We start from the raw sequence: 16,956 nt of genomic DNA on the forward strand, positions 1-16,956 counted from the left end.
AATGCCGTTTCAGCATGGGGTGCTGGATTAATAGCATTGGGCGCACGCTTTCGCCAAGCATACCGTGAAGCCTCCAACAACAAAGAGGAGCGCATCATGCGTATCGTCGACATCCGCGAAAAGACCGTATCCATCGCCTCGCCCATCGCCAACGCCTACATTGACTTCTCCAAAATGACCTGCTCAGTTGTTGCCGTGGTCACCGACGTGATCCGCGACGGCAAGCCCGTAATCGGCTACGGCTTCAACTCAAACGGTCGCTACGGTCAAGGCGCATTGATGCGTGATCGCTTCCTGGCTCGCATTACCGAAGCCGATCCAGAGTCGCTGATCGACAAGGAATACGACAACCTTGACCCGTTCGCCATCTGGAAAACCCTGATGACCAACGAGAAGCCTGGTGGGCACGGCGAGCGCTCGGTGGCCGTTGGTACCATCGATATGGCGGTCTGGGATGCCGTGGCCAAGATCGAAGGCAAGCCACTGTATCGCCTGCTGGCCGACCGCTATCGTGGTGGCAAGGCTGACGACAAGGTCTGGGTTTACGCAGCAGGCGGTTACTACTACCCAGGCAAGGACGACACCAAGCTGCAGGACGAGATGCGCGGCTATCTGGATCGCGGCTATGACGTTGTCAAAATGAAGATCGGCGCAGCGCCGCTGGCAGACGACATCCGCCGCATCGAAGCGGTGATCAAAGTGGTCGGTGATGGTCGCCGCCTGGCTGTCGATGCCAATGGCCGCTTCGACCAAAAAACCGCCATCGCGTACGCCGAAGCCCTCAAGCCGTACAACCTGTTCTGGTACGAAGAAGCAGGTGACCCGCTCGACTATGCCCTGCAGGCAGAGCTGGCGAATCACTACGAACTGCCAATGGCGACCGGCGAAAACCTGTTCTCGCACCAGGACGCCCGGAACCTGCTCCGCCATGCAGGCATGCGATCTGATCGTGACTACGTGCAGTTCGACTGCGCCCTTTCCTACGGCTTGGTCGAGTACATGCGCACCTTGAAGGTCATGGAAGAGCTGGGCTGGTCTTCCCGTCGAGTCGTCCCCCATGGCGGCCACCAGATGTCACTGAACATCGCAGCAGGCCTGCACCTGGGCGGTAACGAGTCCTACCCCGATGTGTTCCAGCCCTTCGGCGGATTCGCGGATGGCATCCGCGTGGAAAACGGCTATGTCGGGCTGCCGGACATTCCAGGCGTTGGCTTCGAAGCCAAGTCCGCGCTGTATGCGGTCATGCGGGAACTGGGAGAAGGCTGATCCTCAAATGTTGCTGCCTTGACCACGAGGCAGCACTACCAACGCGTCAGGATGACGCTCAGCACACAGCCGATCACAACAATAAAATGAGGTGCGCTCGTGGAAACGACCAAGTCCCGCTGGTACAGCCAGCTCTATATCCAGGTATTGATTGGCATCGTCATCGGCGGGCTGATTGGGTACTTGGAGCCTGCCATAGGTGCAACGCTGCAACCCTTTGCAGATGGTTTTATCAAGCTCATCAAGATGCTGCTCGCTCCGATCATTTTCGGGACGGTAGTGGTGGGTATCGCCAAAATGGGCGACATCAAAGAGGTGGGTCGCATCGGCGTGAAAGCGCTGATCTATTTTGAAATTCTCTCAACGCTGGCTCTGATTATCGGCCTGGTAGTCGTCAACGTCGTCAAGCCGGGCGTAGGGATGAACATCAACACCAATACCTTGGACGCAAGCGCCATCGGCAAGTACAGCCAAGCCGCCCAGGAACAGGGCGGAACTGTCGACTTTCTCCTCAACATCATCCCTCACACCTTCATGGATGCCTTCGCGAAAGGCTCGATGCTGCAGGTGATTCTACTCTCGGTGCTGATGGGCGTTGCCTTGGTGCAAATGGGCCCAACCAGCAAACCGCTGATCAACATCATCGACCTGTTCCTGCATGGCCTGTTCAAGATTGTCGCAATGGTCATGCGTCTGGCCCCAATTGGAGCGGGTGCCGGGATGGCTTTCACCATCGGTAAGTATGGAGTTGGCACGCTTCTGTCACTGGGCCAATTGCTGATCGCCCTGTACGTGACCACCCTGATCTTCATTGTGGTGATTTTGGGGGCAGTAGCTCGCTGGTCTGGCCTTCCGCTGACGCAGTTCCTGCGGTACTTCAAGGATGAAATCCTGGTCACATTGGGTACCTGCTCAACCGAAGCCGTGCTACCGCGAATGATGGCAAAGCTTGAAAAGCTCGGCTGCAAGAAATCCGTGGTGGGAATGGTGCTACCCACCGGATACACCTTCAACGCCGACGGCACCTGCATCTACCTGACCATGGCTGCGATCTTCGTGGCCCAGGCGACCAACACACCGTTATCGATCATGGATCAGCTGGTCTTGCTGGGTGTTCTCCTACTCACTTCGAAGGGTTCTGCAGGTGTCGCAGGTGCGGGCTTCATCACACTTGCCGCGACCCTCACCACCATTCATTCAATTCCTCTCGTTGGTCTTGTACTGCTGCTGGGCATCGACAGGTTCCTCAATGAAGCCAGAGCAGTAACCAATCTCATCGGAAATGGCATTGGCACCATCGCAATAGCGAAGTGGGACAACTCGTTTGACGTAGAGACCGCTAAGCGGGAAATCGCTGCCCTCAATAACGAAAAGGCAGCCGGTAAAGAAGAAGTTTACGCGCCACAAAAATGATGCAGAACGCCGACGGTCTCTTCAAGGCGCAGGCGTCGGCGTTTTATGCAGAGTTGGCCGAGACCTTTGTCAGAGCGGGTACGGGTTTCAACTGAAGAAGGTCCGTAGTCTTCGAGCAGCCCACAATGCCTGCAATGCGGGACGCCTCGAAAAAGTCGAAAGCCTGCTCTACATGGCTAGCGTCGCTGGCCTGCGATTTGTGATAACACTCAGCGTGGCTGCGATGAGCAAGAATACGCCACTGGCAAGAAAGGTAGCCGGGTAGCCGATCCCGTCGTACAACAAACCGCCTACTGTTGCGCCTGCAGTGATAGCCAATTGAATCACCGCCACCATCAGCCCGCCACCGGCCTCTGCATTGTGCGGCAGCGCCTTGGCCAACCAGGTAAACCACCCCACTGGCGCACACGTTGCGATCAGTCCCCATATGCCGAGTAAAACCGCAACTGGAACTATCCAGCCACCCACAGCGATAGCGGCGAATGCGATGGCTGTCATGATCAACGGTATTCCCACCAGAACGCGATTCAGGTTTCGGCTAACAAGAGGGCCGACCAACATAGTGCCCAGCAAACCTGCGGCACCGATAATCAACAGTAGAAGCGAGAGGGTGGGCACATCGACACGCGTGACCGTTTCCAGGAAAGGCCGTAGATAAGTGAACAGTGTGAATTGTCCCATGAACAGGAAGGCTACTGCAGCCATGCCGAGGGCGACCTTGCTATCTACCAGCAAACGCAGGGATCCGAGGGCCGATACTTGGGTCCGTTCGCTCGGCATGGCTGGCAGCGTGAAGGCTTGCCAGATCAACGCCAAGGCGGCCAAAGGCACAACGCAAACGAATGCTCCTCTCCAACCAATCATGCCACCCAGATAACTTCCAGCGGGCGCCGCAATTGCCGTAGCCAACGCGGTACCGCCCTGCATAACGGCAATGGCCTTGGGCACAAGCGCCTCAGGTGCGATGCGCATCATCACTGCAGTGGACATCGACCAGTAGCCGCCAATGGCAATGCCCAGCACGGCGCGCCCTACCATCAACGTCAGGTAGTTTGGGGCAAACGCCACCATCCCCCCGGAAACCAGCATGAGCGAAGTTGTGACCAACAGCACAGGCTTGCGGTCGATCCCCTGGGTGACGGTGGCAAGCAGCAGACTGGTGATTACAGCGAACAAACCCGAGATGGAAATGGCCTGCCCAGCTTGGCCTTCGGTAAGTGACAACTCGGACGCAATCGGCGTGAGCAAGCTCACTGGCAGGAACTCAGAGGCCACCAGGGCGAAGGCACAGAGCGACATCGCAAGGACAGCGCTCCATATCTGACGGCTTGAATGTTGAAGGGATATTGCAGTGCTGCTCATGGCGGTTCTCGATGTACCCATTTCAAAAGACACGGATGCCCTAGCCCAGCGTGTAAGAGCGGGGCCCAGTGACAGCAGTAGTTACTTGAGGTTCTCGCCGAAGAAAGTGGTCAACGTGCTGAAGGGGATCAATTCAACGCGGTCGTAGAGATCGACATGGCCTGCGCCTGGTACGATTACCAGCTCTTTAGGCTCACCGGCCAGGCGATAGGCCTCCTCGCTGAACTCACGGGAATGAGCGTTCTGCCCTGCAATGAACAGCATCGGACGTGGCGAGATCGTCTCGATGTCATTGAACGGATAGAAGTTCATGAACCTGACATTGCTGGTCAGCGTGGGATGCGTCGTCAGAAGCGGCGACAACCCTTTGGGGGTGAATTCACCGCGTGGGGTGCGGTAGAAATCGTAAAACTCCCGCTCGATGTCATTGGACTGCTCAGTCAGCTGATCAACCGTGCCGCTGGTGTATTGGGTGTCCCCACCGGCAAATTCGACATCACGCTGGGCAGCCGCTTCGGCAATAACCTGCTTGCGCTGCTCGACAGTAACACCCTGCTTGAGTCCATTGCGATTGGCGGCGCCCATGTCGTACATGCTGACCGTCGCAATGGCTTTCATGCGTGGGTCGATCTTCGCGGCACTGATGGCGAAGCTACCGCTGCCGCAGATGCCCAACACGCCAATACGGTCACGATCCACGAAGCCCTGGGCGCTGAGATAGTCGACTGCCGCACTAAAGTCTTCGGCGTAGATGTCCGGTGATACCAGGTTACGTGGACGCCCGTCGCTTTCGCCCCAAAACGACAGGTCGATGGCAAGGGTAACGAAGCCTTGTTCAGCCAGTTTCTGTGCGTAAAGATTCGAGCTCTGCTCCTTCACCGCCCCCATTGGGTGCCCGACGATGATGGCAGGATGCTTGGCATTGACGCTCTGTTTTCTCGGAAGGTACAGGTTGCCGACCGTGGTCATCTGGAACTGGTTTTTGAAGGAAACCCGTTCGAGTGAAACCTGCTCACTCTTGTAGAAATTGTTGGCCCCAAAGGACATATCGGCGGCTCCCGCAGTGAATGGAATGACCATCAAGGCAAACGCAACGAATAAAGACCTCATGCACATCTTCCTGTCTGCTCAAAATGGGAGTGCAACGAGTGGCCTTCATTGCTAAAAACACTGACCATCTCGCCTAGCCCTAATCTTCTGCGCGTGAAGCGGCGCATCAGTAGAGCAAACGGTCAGTTTTCTTGCCTAAATGTCCAGACCGTACGCTTCGGACATGGACAGCTGAAGTGACGCGCAAGTAGTGTTTTGCCATACGATGATCGGAATCCTCACCATGGCCGCCACCGCACCGCTACCCGTAAGCACGAACCCACTGGCCACCCTGTGCAGGGTGATCGGCGCCCACGCGCCCACTGCCGGTGATTTCGCGACAGGCATTGCCGACCTCAGCGTGTATAGACGTAACGCCCCAGCCCCTCCAATCACCTGCATCGTCGAGCCGAGCGTCGTGCTGGTCGCGCAGGGCGCCAAGGAAATGGTCATTGGCGGTGATGTATTCCCCTACGATACGACTCGCTTTCTGGTCACCTCGCTGAACATTCCCGCCAATTCAGCCGTCACGATGGCCAGCGATGCAGCACCGTGTCTTGGCTTGGTATTCAAGCTCGACCTGCGCACGCTGGCGGAGCTGATTGCGCAAGATGGTCATCTTCCTGTAAATGGTCAGCCTTTCCATACCAGCGCTGGCGTGGGAGAACTGAGCCCGAAATTGCTGGAGAGCTTCGCCCGTCTGATTCAGCTGCTAGAGGAGCCGGCTGCGATACCGGTACTTTGGCCTCTGGTACAACGAGAGATCCACTATCGGTTGCTGTTGAGTGACCAGGCACCTCTGCTGCGCCATATCGCCTCCGTAGGCAGCAAGGGCCATCGAATTGCCAAGGCCATCGACTGGATGAAGCTGAACTACGCCGCGCCGCTGCGAGTGGACGAACTGGCCTCCCAGGTTCAGATGGGGCTCTCCACCTTCCATCAGCATTTCCGTCAGCTCACCGCCATGAGCCCGCTGCAGTACCAAAAATGGCTGAGGTTGAACGAGGCAAAAAGGTTGATGCTCAACGAGCATCTGGATGCCGCTACCGCTGCCTTCAAGGTCGGCTATGAAAGCCCGTCACAGTTCAGCCGCGAGTACGTGCGTCAATTCGGTACACCGCCAAAGCGCGACATCGCAGAACTGCGCTCAAGTGCAGAGAGAGCTGCTGCCGTCACTCCTGGCCTACCTTGAGCCTCAGCGCTCCCATAGAACGGAACGGTGATCGCGATCTGACCGATTGCTTTGAGCGGTTATCAGACTGAACCATGAATTAGACAAGTTCATGACTGAACACAGCTTCTTGAACACGATGTTTCAGGCCAGCAGGGCGATGCGGCCCTCGCCAGTCGACCCCTGCATATGAAGCTGGGCGGCAAGGCTGATCTTTGAGACAGGCATTTCAAACAGAGGAATGTGAATGACCGCAATGGATCGAAAGGATTACCTGAAGACCACCTGCGGCACCCCTGCTCACGTTTGCCCCCGCATGCGGTGCTTGGAGTGGTGCTCGTGAGTGCCATGGTCACAGCATTCGTGTGCTTCTTGACTACCGAACCAGGGCCAGGGCGGAATACGTCGTCGATGGTTTATTGAGCCACACCCCTACGAACCCCCTAGCCATGAAAAAGGGGAGCTTTCGCTCCCCTTTGCTCTCAGGTGATCACCTCACCTTCACGACCACCTTGCCTTTGGCTCTGCCTTGCGCGACGTAAATCAGAGCATCACGCGTCGAGCCCAACGGGTAGGTGCGATCTACCACAGGCTTGATATCGCCGGCTTCAACCAGCTTGGCCAGTTCAGCCAGTTGCGCACCACTTTCCCTCATGAACAGAAACTTGTAGCTGACGCCCTTCTGCTCAGATTTTTTCCTGATCCCACGGCTGATCAAACGCACGACCTGCTTGAACAACCAGGAAAGGCGAAGCTGCTCAGCAAACTCAGGGGTAGGTGGGCCAGAGATGGAAATCAACTGACCACCTGGCTTCAGTACCTGGAGGGATTTTTCGAGAACATCACCGCCCAGCCCACTGAGCACGACATCGTAATCACTCAACTGCGATTTGAACTGCTGGGTCTTGTAATCGATCACCACATCGGCACCCAGCGCCTTAACCCACGGCACATTGACGGTACTCGTGGTTGTTGCGACGAATGCTCCCAGGTGCTTGGCGACTTGGATGGCGATGCTACCGACGCCACCGGAGCCGGCATGGATCAAAACCTTTTGCCCTGGTTGAACGTTAGCCATTTCCGCCAAAGCCTGCCAGGCTGTGAGAGCCACCAATGGCAGTGAAGCCGCCTCCTCCATGCTCAGATTGGTAGGCTTGGGCGAGACTGCCGCTTCTTTGACGGCGACGAATTGCGCAAAGCCGCCCATACGCGCCTGGTCTACACGTGCGTAGACCTCGTCGCCCACACGCAAACGACTGACTTTCCTACCAATCCGCTTCACGCTGCCAGCGACATCGTTACCCAAGATCAGGGGCATCTGGAAAGGCAGAATCAACTTGAACTCGCCCTTGCGGATTTTGATATCAAGAACGTTCACGCTTGCAGCGTGAGTCTCAATCAAAACATCGAAATCGCCCACCTTGGGCTCTGGAACTTCAGAGATATCACCAACGACATTTTTGCCGTAGCGATCAATCAGAAACGCTTTCATATCTTCAGCATTCCAAAATGTTGACGTGCCCGAACTGCTGGAGGATCAGGCAATCACCAATTTTCTTTGAACGGCCTAAGGTCGAGTTCTTGAGTCCAGGCGGATCGTGGCTGGCGATGTAACGTCCAGTAGTTCTCAGCAATCGCCTCGTATCCCAACAGCCCTTCTGCCCCGATGCTCTCCACCCTGCCCGGGGCGGCATTTCGCAGTCGGTCACCCAGGATGCCGCCATCGATCACGACATGAGCAACGTGAATGCCGTTAGGCCCATACTCGCGTGCCATGCTCTGGGAGATCATTCGCAATCCCGCCTTGGCGGCGGCAAAGTGGGCAAAGCCAGGCTTACCCCTCAAGCTTCCAGAAGCACCGGTAAAAATCACGGTGCCTCGCCCGAGAGGAACCAGCCGCCTGGCTGCTTCTCTGCCAACGAGGAAGCCGGCGTAGCAGCCTACTCGCCAAAAGTCCTCGAACTGGCTGGCCGTGAGCTGAGTGAAATCGATCAGGGCGTTATTGCCCGCGTTGAAGACCACGACGTCGGCAGGGGCTCGGCCCGCGCCTGGAGACATCGCAAGATCAAACGCTGCGATGACTTGCTCTTCGACGGTGACATCAGTTTGCAACGCTTCGGCGCTCCCGATGCCGGAACTCCGAATGTCTGCAACGACTTCCTCGATCTTTTCCAAGGTTCGGCCTGTGACAATGACGTGATACCCCTCTTGGGCAAAACGCTTACAGACCGCTCCCCCAACACCGCGGGTAGTGCCAACACCAAACACGATTGCGCTAGGCTGACTCATTTATCCGACTCCTCGAAGTGATGGCCTCACTCGTTCACATTGACCACAGTACGTCCACGCACCTTCCCTTCGAAAAGCTCTCGAACAACGCGCGGTACATCTGCCAAACCAACGGTTTGGACGGTCTGACCCAGCTTGACCAAATCGAGGTCGCGTGCCAGGCGAGACCACGCTTGAAGGCGCACTTCACGCGGTGCATTCACCGAGTCGATTCCGGCAAGCGTCACGTTGCGCAGAATGAAGGGCAGCACCGACCCAGGAAGATCAGCGCCTTGAGCCAGGCCAAAGGCGGCTACCACACCGCGATATTTCGTTTGAGCCAAGACGTTGGCCAGGGTATGGCTGCCAACCGAGTCTATCGCACCGGCCCAACGCTCTGCCCCGATTGGGCGACCTGCTTCAGACAACGTATGACGGTCGATGACCTCAGCGGCACCAAGCGACTTGAGGTAATCCGACTCGCTGAGACGACCTGTTGAGGCGACCACTCGATAACCAAGCTTCGCCAGCAGCGCGATAGCGATAGAGCCAGCACCTCCGTTGGCCCCGGTCACCAAGATATCGCCACGCTCGGGAGTCAGTCCGCCGTGCTCGAGTGCCAGCACGCTCAGCATCGCTGTGTAACCAGCGGTTCCGATGGCCATGGCGTCTTTGGTGGTGAATTCATCCGGGATTTTGACCAGCCACTCGCCCTTCACCCGGGCCTTTTGAGCAAAACCACCATGGTGGCTCTGGCTAAGCTCCCAGCCATTTGCGAGCACCCGATCTCCTGCCTTGAATTCCGGGTTGCTCGACTCGATGACGGTACCGGCGAAGTCGATCCCAGGGATCAAGGGGTAACTGCGCACCACACCACCGCGACCGGTGAGAGCCATCGCATCTTTGTAGTTCACCGTGGAAAACTCCACAGCGACGGTAACGTCCCCTGGCATGAGATCCCCTTCGGAGAAATCAACCACGTTCGACGAGACCGATTCGCCCTCTTTGGTGAGAAGCAGCGCTTTGAATGTCATGAGGTACTCCTTCAGCAAGAAAAACGGGAAGCCCCGCTCTTGCTCAAATGTTGATAAATGGATCAGGCAGCAAGAAATGCGAGCGCTTTCGCGGAGAAGTCAGCGTGGTTCTGGAAAATCCCCCCGTGGCCCGCATCCTCGTAGATAACCAGCGTAGAGCCGCAAATGCGCTCTGCCATATCACCGCTCAGTTCGGACGGCACCATGATGTCTTGGTCGCCGTTGGCGATGAGTACTGGAATATCCAGGCTAGACAAGTCCTGCGGGGCTTGCTGCCCCCAAGCCTGGATGGCTTGAAGCTGGCGACCGAAGACTTCCTGGGTGACTGGAACATCCCGGTCGGTCTGGCGCTCAAGCATGGCCTTCAGAAAAGCGTTGGCAGCCTGCTGGCTCGCCTCACTCGAAGTGAAGAAGAGATAGGTCTTCGGATCGATCCCTTCGGACATCGCCCTCTCAATCAGCGGCATGGAAACTACGGCGACCTGGTCGATGTCCTTGCCCCCTGCAGGGCCTGTGCCGGTCAGAATCAGTTTGCGCACCAGGCCGGGTTGGGTGATCGCGATATCCTGAGCAACAAAGCCACCCAACGAGAAGCCGAAGAGGTCGACCTTGTCGAATCCCAATGCCTTGATCAAGCCTACGCAATCGCGGGCCATTTCTGCGACGGTGAGCGGTGCAACGCCACCAGACAAACCAACGCCGCGATAGTCCGTGGCAATCACATGGTGATGCTTGGCCAACTCATCGACGATGCGTGGATCGAAGTTGTCGAGAACGGCCCCCCAGTGGTTCAGGAGGATGAGGGGGACACCACCTTTGCGTCCCAGCTCACGGTAAGCGAAGGCAACACCATCGACCTTGAGAGTCTTGTTGGGTGCAGCGATGTACTTGATTTCAGTGTCAAAAGACTGAGTCATGTGGCTAATCTCAAATGGGTAACGGTCCGCTTGCAGCAGCCCAGCAGGCGTGGTCTTACTCTTCCAGGAATTGGAGCGCGTGCTTCAGGAAGCGCTCGGGATACTGGAAATGAGCGGCGTGACCGGAGTCGGGGTAGATCAGCAACTGGGCATCGGGGATGTTCTGCACCAGGTTCCACGAATTGATCGAAGGGATCATGACGTCGTCGACGCCATTGACTACCAAGGTGGGCTGCTTGAGATCGTGGAGGTAGGAGAAGCGGTTCTCTCCCTGCGCCGACTGGACATAGGCTGCAAAAGCAGCGCCCTGGGCCAGGGCGACGTCAATGGAGCTTGGGGTGTCCTGATCGGAACGCTGGTTGCGCCGTTCCCAGAAAGCCAGGCCCGCTTTTTTGGCAGTTTCCGAACGACCGAAGAAAAGAAACAGGAAGTCTTCGATGGTCGGAACGGGGTTCGAAGCGGCTTCTCTCACACCCTCCGCCATGGTTGGATCACCGCCGCGCAGTCCGGTGCCGATCAGCAGAAGCTTGCGCACCAACTCAGGGTGACGAAGTGCCACTTCCTGAACCTGCAGTCCACCGATTGAGAAGCCGAGCAGGTCGACTTGGGTCAGCCCCAAGGCCTTGATGGCTGCTGCAATGTCATCCGCCATTTGCTCAATGGTCGTGGCCGGAATACCCGACGAAGAAGCCACACCTCTACCGTTGAGCAGGATGACTTCACGTCCCGCCGCCAGACCATCAGTGATGATCGGATCCCAGTGATCGAGCCCGCCACGGAAGTGGGCGATGAAGACCAGCGGCACACCAGAAGGATTGCCCCAGCGACGGTAAGTGAAAGCGTCACCGCCTACTTCAACTGTGCGGGTCGGAACGGTGAAATGGGTATAGCTCATGACGTTTTGCTCTCTCGGTGGAAGACATGGGCTAATGATGATGATCATAATCTTACCAGTCAACGCCTTTGATGATGAACATCATCAATGTATGATATTGGTTGGCTTGATAGCGGAGACAGCACAGAAATGAAGGTCACAAAGGCCCAGGCACAAGCTAACCGGGCCCATATCGTGGAAACGTCTTCTACGTTATTCCGTGAACGCGGCTACGACGGCGTGGGTGTTGCCGACCTCATGGCTGCTGCCGGCTTTACCCACGGCGGTTTTTACAAGCACTTCAAGTCCAAGGCGGACTTGATGGGCGAATCCGCGACTTGCGGAATCAATAAGACGGCCGAGCAGCTGCACGGCATCCAGTTGGCCGACTTCGTCAATTTCTACCTGTCTCGCAAGCACCGCGATGAGAAAGGAAAAGGTTGCACGCTAGCGGCACTGGGAGGAGACGCTGCTCGCCAGTCAGATGACATCAAAGCAGTTTACGAGGCTGGAATTGAGGGGGTGCTGGAGGTTTTACAGGGAAACGAGCCTAAGGTAAGCCGGGCGGAAATCATCGATACATTTGCGCACGTCCTCGGCGCCTTGATTCTGTCTCGAGCCTGCCCGGACGATTCTCCGCTTGCTGATGAAGTGCTAAGCGTGTGTCGTGAGCAGATCTTGGACAAATTGGCGCCTCAAGGCGATAAAAAGCAGGTGCAGCAAGGCCGCCAGCCGGTCTGATATTACGAGCTGAACTTGAAGCTTGTCCCGAAATGATAGGAGTTCCGAGCCCCCATTCAGCATCAAGGGACAGCTAACTCTTTGAACAGCCACTGCTTGAACTGAGTCACTGCGTGCGGTTGCCTATGCCGCCGAGGATGCACGAGGTAGTGGCCAACGTAGCGGACACTGTTGCTGACATGCCGAAGCGGGCTGACCAGCCGACCGCTTGCCAGCTCCTGCTCAGCCACCAGGTCAGATTCAAGCACTACTCCCAGGCCGCCCGCCGCTGCTGCAATACCCATGGAGCTTCGATCGAACGCCAAGCCATAACTGTTCGGCGGAGGCATTCCATTGGCCGCAAACCACCCTTTCCATTGCACGGATTGACCATCGCTCTGGATAAGAAACTGGGAGTACAGATCCTGCGGCGAGCGAAGATGCTGGGCAACCTCAGGACTGCATAGGGGTGTTAGCTCTTCAATGCGCAGCGGCGTCTTTTCGTGCGAAGAGACCCTGGGTTCGCCGTAGACGATGTCCAGGTCGAAATCATCGTTGTCGAACAGTGCATAGTCAGTACTGGCGGATATCCGCAGGTCGATGCCGGGATGATCACGCAGAAAGCCGGCCAGGCGCGGCACCAACCACTGGCTGGCGAACGTCGGTGCCACGTGAAGGCGCAGCGGCACTGCGGGCTCATTGGTCGCAATCGCCAATCCCCGGCTCATCTCCTCGAAACCACGCTGCACATGATCCAGCAGCATGGCGCCCTCGGTTGTCAGCGCCGTATGGCGCGTACTGCGAGTGAAAAGAGAGACTTCAGCGGCGACTTCCAATTTGCGTATGGCATGGCTTACCGCGCTTGACGAGAGATCCAGCTCCTTTGCTGCTTCTACAAAAGAGCAGGTTCGACCCGCCGCTTCGAATACCCTCAGGGCTGAGAGAGGTACCTTTTTCAAGATCTTCATTGGTGAATCCAATTCATTGACTGGCGAATTTAAACCTTTTGTCGAGCCTGTATTTTTACATGATCATCAAGGGGTTACTCAATTCGGCTGGTTACTGATGAATCCGTTGCGTCAGTAACTCCGGATCGCTGGTCACCAATGGAGAACAATATGACCGAGAGTCGCAATGACCATTTTGCCCGGATGTCGACGCATGCATGGCGAATCCGACGGTTCGCCCTGCGTATGGGCGAAGTCCAGGGCCAAGGATATGTCGGCCAGGCATTGGGCTGGGCCGACGTACTGGCTGTTGCCTACTGCCACGCGATGAACATTCGCGCGGATCAACCCGAGTGGGAAGGCCGTGACCGCTTCCTGCTTTCCCATGGGCACTACGCAATCGCCCTGTATGCCGCGCTGCTGGAAGCCGGCGTATTGCCAGAAGATGAGCTGCAAACCTATGGCTCCGACGACAGTCGCTTGCCGATGTCCGGCATGGCCACGTACACACCCGGCATGGAAATTTCGGGCGGCTCCCTAGGCCAGGGGCTGGCTATTGCGGTGGGTCAGGCGCTGGGTTTGCGCATGAAAGGTAACGATGCGTTCGTCTACAACTCGATGTCCGATGGCGAGCTGGACGAGGGCGCGGTGTGGGAGGCTGCCATGTCGGCTTCGCACCACAAGCTCGGCAACCTCATCAATCTGGTGGACATCAACCGCCAGCAAGCGGACGGCCCTTCCCACGACATCCTCCAGTTCGAGCCTCTTGTCGACAAGTGGGCCGCGTTCGGTTGGCATGTGCAACGCGTCGACGGCAATGATCTGCAGGCTGTGATCCAGGCCTTCGACATCGCGCGGGCGGTACAAGGCGAAAAACCGAGAGTCATTCTTTTCGACACTCTGATGGGTAAAGGCGTGCCCTTCCTGGAGCAGCGTGACAAGAACCACTTCATCCGGGTCGAGCCCCAGGAGTGGCAGCAAGCCCTCGCAGTCCTCGATGAGATCCACGCGCCAAGGAGCCCACAATGACCGCCGCCTCCCCAGCAAAGCCGAAGCTCACCACGTCGTCCATGATCGCGTCCATCGCCAGCGAGGGACAGCGCACCACGTCCGCACCGTTTGGCCACGCCCTGGTCAAGGCAGGCCAGAAGGACCCTCGCATCGTCGGCATGACAGCTGATCTGGCCAAGTACACCGACTTACATATCTTCGCCCAACGCTATCCAGAGCGATTCCTGCAGATGGGTATGGCCGAGCAACTGCTCATGGCTGCGGCTGGAGGTATGGCAAAAGAAGGTTTCGTACCGTTCGCCACCACCTATGCGGTATTCGCCACTCGCCGAGCTTATGACTTCATTCATCAGGTAATCGCTGAAGAGAACCTGAATGTGAAGATTTGTGCGGCGCTACCGGGCCTGACTACCGGCTACGGCCCAAGCCATCAGGCCACCGAAGACTTGGCGATGATGCGAGCAATCCCCCAGATGATGGTCATCGATCCTTGCGATGCGCTGGAGACGGAGCAATGTGTAGCCGCTATAGCGGAGCACAACGGCCCGGTCTACATGCGCCTACCTCGTGGACGCGTACCCCTCATCCTCGATGAGTACGACTACACATTCGAGCTGGGCAAAGCCAAGTTGCTGCGTGACGGCAAAGATGTGCTGATCATTTCCTCGGGCCTCATGACTATGCGCGCCCTTGAAGCAGCAGACGAACTGGCCAAGCACACAATCGACACCGCGGTCTTGCACGTACCGACGATCAAGCCGCTCGATGTCGCGACCATCCTGGAACAATGTCGCCGCGAAGGCCGGCTGGTTGTCATCGCGGAAAACCACACCCAGATCGGTGGCCTCGGTGAGGCCATAGCCATGGCGCTGCTACTAGCCCGCGTGCAACCGGAAGTTCGTCACGTGGCGCTGCCTGACCAGTTCCTGGATGCAGGTGCGCTGCCGACCCTTCATGACCGCTACGGCATTTCCAAAGAAGTCATGGTCGCCAACATCCAGCGTTGGCTGGGCTGATCGATTGCTGATCTGCGATGGCCGCTCACTCTGCGTTGCCCACTGCCCGGGCAAGGTGAGCGAGCCATTGTGCCGACGCCCCGAGTGTTTCGTCCCTGGATCGTCCCTATAACTACAAGGTGATGGCGATGCAAAAAGACACCAGTCTGTTGAAGAAAAAGCGTGTGTGGATCTACGCGTTTCTCTTCACCCTGACACTGATCAACTACGTTGACCGAGTTTCGCTTTCGGTTGCCTCCAAAGTGCTCAAAGAGGAATTCGATATCTCGCCGGTTGCGATGGGCTACCTCTTCTCGTCCTTCGTATGGCTCTACTTTCTGGCCCTCATCCCCATGGGCTACCTCGTAGGCCGCTTTGGCCCTAAAAAGGTCAACGGTTACGGCATCGGGGTATGGTCGGTAGCCACTGCCTGCACCGCATTGTCGACCGGGTTTATTTCATTGCTCACGTGCCGGCTAATCATGGGCATGGGCGAAGCCACTACCTACCCTGCCGGCGCGCGCGTCATCCGCGAATGGATGCCACTCAAAGAGCGTGGCATGGCCACCGCCGTGTTCCACAGCGGCAGCCTGGTAGGCCCGGCCATCGGCGCCATTGGCTTTGGCTGGCTGATTAGCGCGTTTGGCTGGCGCATCGCGTTTGTCGTAGCCGGTGCGTTGGGATTCCTCTGGCTGGCTGCCTGGTTGAAATGGTACAGCCACCCTGCCAAAGCCCCATGGCTTGACGATGCTGAACGCGCGGAGATTGCTGAAGGTAGCGTCTCACACGGGGCCGAGCCGGCGCAGGCTGTGTCGCTTGGCCTCAAGGGCCTCGCACGCTCCAGCAGCATGTGGGCCATTGCCCTATCGCATGGGTGCGCTGTTTACGCTACCTACTTTTTCCTGACCTGGCTGCCGACCTACCTGCAGGCTGAGAAAGGCCTGACAGTGATGTCCAGCGGCATCTACACCGCTATCCCATACCTTGGTGCGGCGATTCTCGCCATCGTTATTGGCCGCCTGAGTGACAAGGCGATGCGCCCAGGTGCAGCCGAAACAGGACAGCGTCGCATGGTGGTAGCGAGTGTGTTGCTCGCCTCTTCGGTCATCTTTCTGGTGCCAGCGATCGACAGCACCTGGTCAATTCTGTTTGTGATCACCCTGTCGTTGGCGACCTGCGCTTCGGCGATTTCTCTGAACCTCTCGCTTGTGAACGACTTGGTGCGCTCTGAAGACGACGTCGGCACTGCAGCAGGCTTCATCACAGCGGTCGGCAATCTGTTTGGGCTGCTGGCGCCGATCGTGACCGGATATGTGGTTGCCGGCTCGGGCAGCTTCGCCTTGGCCTTCGTGGTGGTTGGCGCCTTGTTGGTAGTGGGCGCCATCCTCTCGATGTTCTGTACACGCCGCCCGATCGGGCTGGTCAACACTGACAATCGGGCAATGGCCTGAATTACTTGAAATGAAGGAAGCAGTAGCGTCATGAATCAACGTAGTGGTGTATCCCGCAACAACGGCCAGGCCCAGCCTGGTTCTGGCGGGAAGTGGCGGCTGGCAACCGTTGTATTGGCTTTGGCCCTTGGTGCTTTTGGCATGGCCCTGTTCGGAGGCGGGGTATGGCTGATCGCTTTGGGCGGTAGCTGGTACTACGCCCTGACCGGCGCAGGATGCGTGATAACCGCCGCCCTGCTGTGGGGGCAGAGACGCGGTGCCCTGCATCTGTTCGGCGTGATCTGGGTGTTGACCGTGATCTGGGCATTGTGGGAGGTCGGGCTTAACTGGTGGGGTCTGGTGCCACGTCTGGTGGCTATGACCGTGATTCTGTTGCTCATTCTTTTCCTATCGCCGGCGCTGCGCCGCGCCCCCCACCGCACTGCTGCGTAACGAGGA

Annotated in this window: 16 protein-coding genes; 8 read left to right on the forward strand and 8 right to left on the reverse strand. The window is 57.5% G+C overall.

Annotated features, from left to right (window positions below; genetic code table 11):
* The first annotated feature begins 96 nt into the window (after positions 1-96).
* Positions 97-1,266: a mandelate racemase/muconate lactonizing enzyme family protein gene (locus tag AAZU54_RS00505; protein WP_312151289.1), complete on the forward strand. Its 1,170-nt coding sequence runs from the start codon at positions 97-99 to the stop codon at positions 1,264-1,266.
* Between the two features lie 99 nt (positions 1,267-1,365).
* Positions 1,366-2,679 (forward strand): C4-dicarboxylate transporter DctA, encoded by a 1,314-nt coding sequence (gene dctA / locus AAZU54_RS00510; protein ID WP_264233541.1) that lies wholly within the window; start codon positions 1,366-1,368, stop codon positions 2,677-2,679.
* Between the two features lie 168 nt (positions 2,680-2,847).
* Here dctA and AAZU54_RS00515 read toward each other — a convergent pair whose 3' ends face one another.
* Together AAZU54_RS00515 and AAZU54_RS00520 are read right to left on the reverse strand one after the other, a co-directional pair.
* On the reverse strand, positions 2,848-4,041 hold the full coding sequence (locus AAZU54_RS00515) for an MFS transporter (protein ID WP_312151288.1): 1,194 nt from the start codon (positions 4,039-4,041) through the stop codon (positions 2,848-2,850).
* Positions 4,042-4,122: 81 nt separating this feature from the next.
* On the reverse strand, positions 4,123-5,151 hold the full coding sequence (locus AAZU54_RS00520) for an alpha/beta hydrolase (RefSeq protein WP_312151299.1): 1,029 nt from the start codon (positions 5,149-5,151) through the stop codon (positions 4,123-4,125).
* Between the two features lie 223 nt (positions 5,152-5,374).
* Between AAZU54_RS00520 and AAZU54_RS00525 the strand changes: the two genes are divergently transcribed.
* Positions 5,375-6,322, forward strand: a complete 948-nt coding sequence (locus AAZU54_RS00525) for an AraC family transcriptional regulator (protein WP_312151287.1) — start codon at positions 5,375-5,377, stop codon at positions 6,320-6,322.
* Positions 6,323-6,791: 469 nt separating this feature from the next.
* Here AAZU54_RS00525 and AAZU54_RS00530 read toward each other — a convergent pair whose 3' ends face one another.
* The 5 genes from AAZU54_RS00530 to AAZU54_RS00550 all read right to left on the reverse strand — a co-directional run bounded on the left by AAZU54_RS00530 (position 6,792) and on the right by AAZU54_RS00550 (position 11,415).
* Positions 6,792-7,793, reverse strand: a complete 1,002-nt coding sequence (locus tag AAZU54_RS00530; RefSeq protein ID WP_434726309.1) for an NADP-dependent oxidoreductase — start codon at positions 7,791-7,793, stop codon at positions 6,792-6,794.
* 53 nt (positions 7,794-7,846) lie between these two features.
* Positions 7,847-8,590, reverse strand: coding sequence for an SDR family NAD(P)-dependent oxidoreductase (locus tag AAZU54_RS00535; RefSeq protein ID WP_312151285.1), 744 nt, complete (start codon positions 8,588-8,590; stop codon positions 7,847-7,849).
* Positions 8,591-8,616: 26 nt separating this feature from the next.
* The gene (gene acuI, locus AAZU54_RS00540; RefSeq protein WP_434726310.1) at positions 8,617-9,603 is read right to left on the reverse strand and encodes an acrylyl-CoA reductase (NADPH); all 987 of its coding nucleotides are present in this window, start codon (positions 9,601-9,603) and stop codon (positions 8,617-8,619) included.
* A 62-nt stretch (positions 9,604-9,665) separates the two neighbouring features.
* A complete protein-coding gene (locus AAZU54_RS00545; protein WP_405129777.1) occupies positions 9,666-10,520 on the reverse strand; it encodes an alpha/beta fold hydrolase in 855 nt (284 codons plus the stop codon).
* Between the two features lie 55 nt (positions 10,521-10,575).
* Positions 10,576-11,415, reverse strand: coding sequence for an alpha/beta fold hydrolase (locus tag AAZU54_RS00550; protein ID WP_312151283.1), 840 nt, complete (start codon positions 11,413-11,415; stop codon positions 10,576-10,578).
* A gap of 129 nt (positions 11,416-11,544) precedes the next feature.
* On the opposite strand from AAZU54_RS00550, the gene AAZU54_RS00555 reads away from it, so the two are divergent.
* The gene (locus AAZU54_RS00555; RefSeq protein WP_312151297.1) at positions 11,545-12,135 is read left to right on the forward strand and encodes a TetR/AcrR family transcriptional regulator; all 591 of its coding nucleotides are present in this window, start codon (positions 11,545-11,547) and stop codon (positions 12,133-12,135) included.
* A 62-nt stretch (positions 12,136-12,197) separates the two neighbouring features.
* Here AAZU54_RS00555 and AAZU54_RS00560 read toward each other — a convergent pair whose 3' ends face one another.
* Positions 12,198-13,082, reverse strand: a complete 885-nt coding sequence (locus tag AAZU54_RS00560) for a LysR substrate-binding domain-containing protein (RefSeq protein WP_312151281.1) — start codon at positions 13,080-13,082, stop codon at positions 12,198-12,200.
* A 150-nt stretch (positions 13,083-13,232) separates the two neighbouring features.
* Between AAZU54_RS00560 and AAZU54_RS00565 the strand changes: the two genes are divergently transcribed.
* The 4 genes from AAZU54_RS00565 to AAZU54_RS00580 all read left to right on the forward strand — a co-directional run bounded on the left by AAZU54_RS00565 (position 13,233) and on the right by AAZU54_RS00580 (position 16,950).
* Positions 13,233-14,090, forward strand: coding sequence for a transketolase (locus AAZU54_RS00565; protein WP_264233523.1), 858 nt, complete (start codon positions 13,233-13,235; stop codon positions 14,088-14,090).
* Positions 14,087-15,088, forward strand: coding sequence for a transketolase family protein (locus tag AAZU54_RS00570; protein WP_434726311.1), 1,002 nt, complete (start codon positions 14,087-14,089; stop codon positions 15,086-15,088). The genes AAZU54_RS00565 and AAZU54_RS00570 overlap by 4 nt, the downstream gene beginning before the upstream one ends.
* Positions 15,089-15,216: 128 nt before the next feature.
* Positions 15,217-16,518, forward strand: coding sequence for an MFS transporter (locus tag AAZU54_RS00575; RefSeq protein ID WP_434726312.1), 1,302 nt, complete (start codon positions 15,217-15,219; stop codon positions 16,516-16,518).
* Between the two features lie 30 nt (positions 16,519-16,548).
* Positions 16,549-16,950, forward strand: coding sequence for a glucose dehydrogenase (locus AAZU54_RS00580; RefSeq protein WP_434726313.1), 402 nt, complete (start codon positions 16,549-16,551; stop codon positions 16,948-16,950).
* Positions 16,951-16,956: the final 6 nt, after the last annotated feature.

This window comes from Pseudomonas sp. Je.1.5.c, assembly GCF_051129895.1.
GTDB classification, from domain to species: Bacteria; Pseudomonadota; Gammaproteobacteria; order Pseudomonadales; family Pseudomonadaceae; genus Aquipseudomonas; species Aquipseudomonas urmiensis.

What these genes read in the sequence shown, in the direction of transcription:
- AAZU54_RS00505 (WP_312151289.1), top strand. Translation starts at nt 97, where the DNA reads ATGCGTATCGTCGACATCCGCGAAAAGACCGTATCCATCGCCTCGCCC.
- AAZU54_RS00545 (WP_405129777.1), bottom strand. Translation starts at nt 10,520, where the DNA reads ATGACTCAGTCTTTTGACACTGAAATCAAGTACATCGCTGCACCCAAC.
- AAZU54_RS00580 (WP_434726313.1), top strand. Translation starts at nt 16,549, where the DNA reads ATGAATCAACGTAGTGGTGTATCCCGCAACAACGGCCAGGCCCAGCCT.
- AAZU54_RS00560 (WP_312151281.1), bottom strand. Translation starts at nt 13,082, where the DNA reads ATGAAGATCTTGAAAAAGGTACCTCTCTCAGCCCTGAGGGTATTCGAA.
- AAZU54_RS00515 (WP_312151288.1), bottom strand. Translation starts at nt 4,041, where the DNA reads ATGAGCAGCACTGCAATATCCCTTCAACATTCAAGCCGTCAGATATGG.
- AAZU54_RS00550 (WP_312151283.1), bottom strand. Translation starts at nt 11,415, where the DNA reads ATGAGCTATACCCATTTCACCGTTCCGACCCGCACAGTTGAAGTAGGC.
- AAZU54_RS00565 (WP_264233523.1), top strand. Translation starts at nt 13,233, where the DNA reads ATGACCGAGAGTCGCAATGACCATTTTGCCCGGATGTCGACGCATGCA.
- AAZU54_RS00570 (WP_434726311.1), top strand. Translation starts at nt 14,087, where the DNA reads ATGACCGCCGCCTCCCCAGCAAAGCCGAAGCTCACCACGTCGTCCATG.
- AAZU54_RS00535 (WP_312151285.1), bottom strand. Translation starts at nt 8,590, where the DNA reads ATGAGTCAGCCTAGCGCAATCGTGTTTGGTGTTGGCACTACCCGCGGT.
- AAZU54_RS00520 (WP_312151299.1), bottom strand. Translation starts at nt 5,151, where the DNA reads ATGAGGTCTTTATTCGTTGCGTTTGCCTTGATGGTCATTCCATTCACT.
- AAZU54_RS00530 (WP_434726309.1), bottom strand. Translation starts at nt 7,793, where the DNA reads ATGAAAGCGTTTCTGATTGATCGCTACGGCAAAAATGTCGTTGGTGAT.
- AAZU54_RS00575 (WP_434726312.1), top strand. Translation starts at nt 15,217, where the DNA reads ATGCAAAAAGACACCAGTCTGTTGAAGAAAAAGCGTGTGTGGATCTAC.
- AAZU54_RS00525 (WP_312151287.1), top strand. Translation starts at nt 5,375, where the DNA reads ATGGCCGCCACCGCACCGCTACCCGTAAGCACGAACCCACTGGCCACC.
- acuI (WP_434726310.1), bottom strand. Translation starts at nt 9,603, where the DNA reads ATGACATTCAAAGCGCTGCTTCTCACCAAAGAGGGCGAATCGGTCTCG.
- AAZU54_RS00555 (WP_312151297.1), top strand. Translation starts at nt 11,545, where the DNA reads ATGAAGGTCACAAAGGCCCAGGCACAAGCTAACCGGGCCCATATCGTG.